Below are 4213 nucleotides of genomic sequence, written 5' to 3' on the forward strand. Positions count from 1 at the left end.
GGGCGCAGGTAGTCGTGCTGTTGTCACACAACGGCTACGATGTGGATTGCAAGCTAGCGGGCCGGGTCGAAGGGATCGACGTGATCCTGGGTGGCCACACGCATGATGCACTACCCCGCCCCACCGTCGTCGGCCGCACACTGGTGCTCGCCTCCGGTTGCTCCGGCAAGTTCCTCGCCCGGCTCGACCTTGATGTTCAAGACAAACAAGTGAAGGGCTGGCGGCACCGCCTGATTCCCGTGTTCAGTGATGCCATTGTGCCTGACCCGGCTATGGCCGCCGCCATTGAAGCTGTCCGCGCACCCTACAAGGCTGAGCTGTCGCGCGTGCTCGGCCGCACTGAAGGTTTGCTTTACCGCCGCGGTAACCTGGGTGGAACGCTGGACGACCTGATCTGTAATGCCATGCTCGAGGGACGCAATGCGGAGATTGCGTTGTCACCCGGCTTTCGGTGGGGGCCAAGCCTGCTACCAGGCCAAGCGATCCAAGCGGAGGATCTCTACAACGCCACTGCCATGACCTATCCAGCGTGCTATCGCACTCCGATGACCGGCGCCCGCCTACGCGAGGTACTGGAGGACGTAGCCGACAACCTATTCAATCCCGACCCCTACTACCAACAGGGCGGCGACATGGTTCGCGTGGGCGGTATCGGCTACGCACTAGACCCAACAGCCCCCATGGGCCGTCGTATCCAGGACCTGCGCCTGCTCAAAACCGGCGCTCCGATCGAGGCCGGCCGTGAGTACCAAGTTGCGGGGTGGGCCAGCGTTAACGAGGGCACCGAGGGCCCCCCCATCTGGGAAGTGGTCGAGGGCTGGCTCAAGCAACATGGAACAGTACAAGCGGCTCCCGCCGGCAATGTGCGAATGGTGGAGACCTAGGCAATGGCATTGAACAAGCAGTTGGCCCGGTTTTCGCGCCGCGGGATGATTGGAGGAGCGGTTCTCGCCGCTGGCACCGGCCAAGCCGCCACACCAACACCCGACCCCGCGATCATGGAGCTACCAGACTGGACCCGCGTCCTGGGCGACGGTGTGCAGCAACGCCCGTACGGCCACCCCAGCCCGTTCGAGAAGAACATTGTTCGCAAAGACGTTTCCTGGCTGACGGCAAGCGAGCAGAGCAGCGTTAACTTTACCCCGATCCATGCGCTAGACGGCACCATCACGCCATCGGGCCTATGTTTTGAACGCCATCATGGCGGCATCGCTGAGGTCGATCCCAGCGCGCATCGCCTTATGATCCACGGCTTAGTCGACAAACCGTTGGTGTTCACGATGGAGGACCTGAAGCGGTTGCCACGCGTGAACCGCACTTACTTCCTGGAGTGTGCCGCGAACTCTGGCATGGAATGGCGTGGCGCCCAGCTCAACGGTTGCCAGTTCACCCACGGCATGATCCACAATGTCATGTACACCGGCGTCACCTTGCGCACTCTTCTCGAGGCGGCCGGACTTGACGCTCGTGCAAAGTGGTTACTTGTAGAAGGTGCAGACGCAGCGGCCATGACCCGTTCTCTGCCGCTGCACAAGGCAATGGATGACTGCCTAGTTGCCTTCACTATGAACGGTGAAGCGTTGCGGCCAGAGCAAGGCTATCCACTTCGGCTGGTGGTACCGGGCTGGCAAGGCAACATGTGGATCAAATGGCTACGGCGCATCAAGGTAGGTGACGAGCCGTTCATGACACATGAGGAAACCAGCAAGTACACCAGCTTGCTCGAGGATGGCCGGNNNNGATGCCGCTAAAGGAGCGCGGCCGCAACGTGCTCACGGGTATTGCTTGGTCCGGGCGCGGCGCGATCACCCGGGTCGACGTGACACTGGATGGCGGCCGCAACTGGCAAGAAGCGCGGATCGATGGTCCAGTCACACCCATGGCGTTGACCCGGTTCTACGTCGACCTCGACTGGGACGGGCGCGAGATGATGGTGCAGTCACGCGCGCATGACAGCACAGGTTATCTCCAGCCGACAAAAGAAGAACTGCGAAAGATTCGCGGCGTAAACTCGATTTACCACAATAATGGAATCCAGACTTGGCTCGTGCGCAGTGACGGAGGGTGCGAGAATGTCGAAATTTCGTAGCGCACTGGCAAGCTCTGTCATCGGCTTGACCGTACTGGCGGGCGTAGCATGGGCCGCTGGAGACACGCCTGTGTCCCCCGGTGTCGGTCGCCCTGCACTGCCTGCGGAAATCAGTGCCTGGAACATCGATGTCCGCCCTGANCTGCCCGTGGGACACGGCACAGCCCGCGAGGGCGAGGTGTTATTTCAGGAACGCTGCGCAGTCTGCCACGGGGATTTTGGCGAGGGCGCAGGTCGGTGGCCCGTGTTGGCGGGTGGACAAGGGTCATTACGAAGCGAGCGGCCGGAGAAAACGATCGGCTCCTTTTGGCCGAATGTAAGCACCGTGTTTGACTACGTTCGCCGAGCTATGCCGTATGGCAACGCGCAGTCGCTGGAACCGAACGAGGTCTACGCAATAACTGCTTATCTTCTGACCTTGAACGATATCGTCACGGACCAAGACCAAGAGTTGAATGAGCGTAATTTGGCCAACATTCGTCTACCGAATGAAGCCAATTTCTACGACGATGATCGCGAAAAAACTGAACGGGCGTTCTGGAACCAGAGTGCCTGCATGAAGGATTGCAAGCCCGGTACGCCGCAAGTGACCAGCCGCGCGAGAGCATTGGACGTCACGCCGGACGGCACGTCTGGCCCAAAGGTGGAGTAGTGACATGACCAACCTTGGAAGGCGTGGACTAAGTGGCTTGATTGCAGCCGGGGGTGTGCTGGCGGTGCAGACCGCGCGAGCTGCACCTAAGGAAGTGGAGCCCAGGAGTATTGAAAAGGAGGCAGATGCGGCCGCGGCATATCACTTAGATTTTGGTGATCCGAAGCGCTACTCGCAAATGCTGGACAATGCCCGTAATCACCTTGCTGCCTATGATTACGACACGATGGCACTTCGCATCGTCTTCGTTGCTCATGCAGCAGGCATCAAGTTTTTTCTAAAAACGCTGGATGGCACTCCTTGGGCCGGGGAGACGCTCGATCCTGATTTTGTTGCTCGATTAAATGGTATCGCAGCCTTCGGGCTGCAGGTCCTGCTGTGTCGATTAACTTTTGAGAAAAATAATATTCCCCTCGATCAAGCGCGAACTGAAGCCTGGATCCAATCGGTCCCTTCGGGAATTGCGACGGTTTCAGCTCTGCAGAACAAGGGGTTTTCTTATATAAAAATAGGCTAGGTTTTCATTTTATCGGGTTGTTCCAAATATCTATACCGAACGCTTAGATCTTCGGTCCGGTAAGAATCTAAGCAGCGACTTACATAGCGAGACAAAGCCATGAACAGCTGCTGCGGACCAGACTTTAAAGTCCAAAAATTAGATCGGCGAGATATGTTCCGATTTCGCCGACGCAAGACATCATTGATCTGTACGCTTATGGTCGCAGCAGCTTCAGCAAACACTGCTCGTGGTGAAGTCCGTACCAGTTACCCAGCATTGCTTCAGGACATTGTTTTAGAGCAAATTCCGAACACAAATATTTATTACGTGATTGGGCACTACGCCGTGCCTGATCAGCGTAACGAGGGACACACATCAAACGCAGGCTTTGTCGTGACGTCAGAAGGTGTAGTTGTTTTCGACGCACTGGGTACGCCAAGCCTCGGGTGGGCATTATTACAAAAGATCCGAAGCGTTACCGACCAACCAGTCCGTTACGTCGTTATAAGCCACTACCATGCCGACCATATTTATGGTCTTCAGGCATTTCGAGATCATACCGATGCGGTGATACTCGCTCAGGATACAGCACGTAACTACAGCAATCCAGCCAATAATGACGAATTAGCAGCCCCCCGGCTCGAGCAAAGACGTGCGGCTCTCGCTCCCTGGGTAAATGAATCCACTCATATCGTTCAACCAAACCGCACTTTTGCCAGTGAAGATCGTTTTGAACTCGGTGGGCAAAGATTTAGGCTTGTCTATGCAGGGCCGGCGCATTCTTCAAGTGACGTGATGATGTTGGTCGAGCCCGCTGGCGTTCTGTTTGCTGGAGATATTGTCCAAGCTGGTCGCATTCCCTTCATGGCGAGCGCAGCAGTTGACACAAAAAACTGGCTGCGCGGGCTGAACGAAGTCAGCGACATGCAGCCCCATGCCGTTATACCGGGGCACGGACCTTTATCAACTGGAG

At 57.1% G+C, this 4213-nt stretch carries 6 protein-coding genes; all 6 read left to right on the plus strand.

Going from position 1 to position 4213, the window contains the following annotated elements:
• The coding region (locus tag QWZ14_RS12045; protein ID WP_290316917.1) for a 5'-nucleotidase C-terminal domain-containing protein at nt 1–884 on the plus strand (884 nt) is incomplete at its 5' end.
• A 357-nt stretch (nt 885–1241) separates the two neighbouring features.
• A complete protein-coding gene (locus tag QWZ14_RS32145) occupies nt 1242–1751 on the plus strand; it encodes a molybdopterin-dependent oxidoreductase (protein WP_456307238.1) in 510 nt (169 codons plus the stop codon).
• Complete coding sequence (locus QWZ14_RS12055; protein WP_290316919.1) at nt 1742–2089, plus strand: molybdopterin-binding protein; 348 nt, start codon at nt 1742–1744, stop codon at nt 2087–2089. Before QWZ14_RS32145 ends, QWZ14_RS12055 begins: the two co-directional genes overlap by 10 nt.
• Entirely contained in the window at nt 2073–2741 is a 669-nt protein-coding gene (locus QWZ14_RS12060) for a c-type cytochrome (RefSeq protein WP_290316920.1), read from the plus strand. Before QWZ14_RS12055 ends, QWZ14_RS12060 begins: the two co-directional genes overlap by 17 nt.
• Nucleotides 2742–2745: 4 nt before the next feature.
• Nucleotides 2746–3258 (plus strand): DsrE family protein, encoded by a 513-nt coding sequence (locus tag QWZ14_RS12065; protein WP_290316921.1) that lies wholly within the window; start codon nt 2746–2748, stop codon nt 3256–3258.
• 99 nt (nt 3259–3357) lie between these two features.
• The coding region (locus tag QWZ14_RS12070) for an MBL fold metallo-hydrolase (protein WP_290316922.1) at nt 3358–4213 on the plus strand (856 nt) is incomplete at its 3' end.

It is taken from the genome of Paeniroseomonas aquatica (assembly GCF_030409335.1).
Taxonomy (GTDB): Bacteria; Pseudomonadota; Alphaproteobacteria; order Acetobacterales; family Acetobacteraceae; genus Belnapia; species Belnapia aquatica.

What these genes read in the sequence shown, in the direction of transcription:
- QWZ14_RS12055 (WP_290316919.1), top strand. Translation starts at nt 1,742, where the DNA reads ATGCCGCTAAAGGAGCGCGGCCGCAACGTGCTCACGGGTATTGCTTGG.
- QWZ14_RS12065 (WP_290316921.1), top strand. Translation starts at nt 2,746, where the DNA reads ATGACCAACCTTGGAAGGCGTGGACTAAGTGGCTTGATTGCAGCCGGG.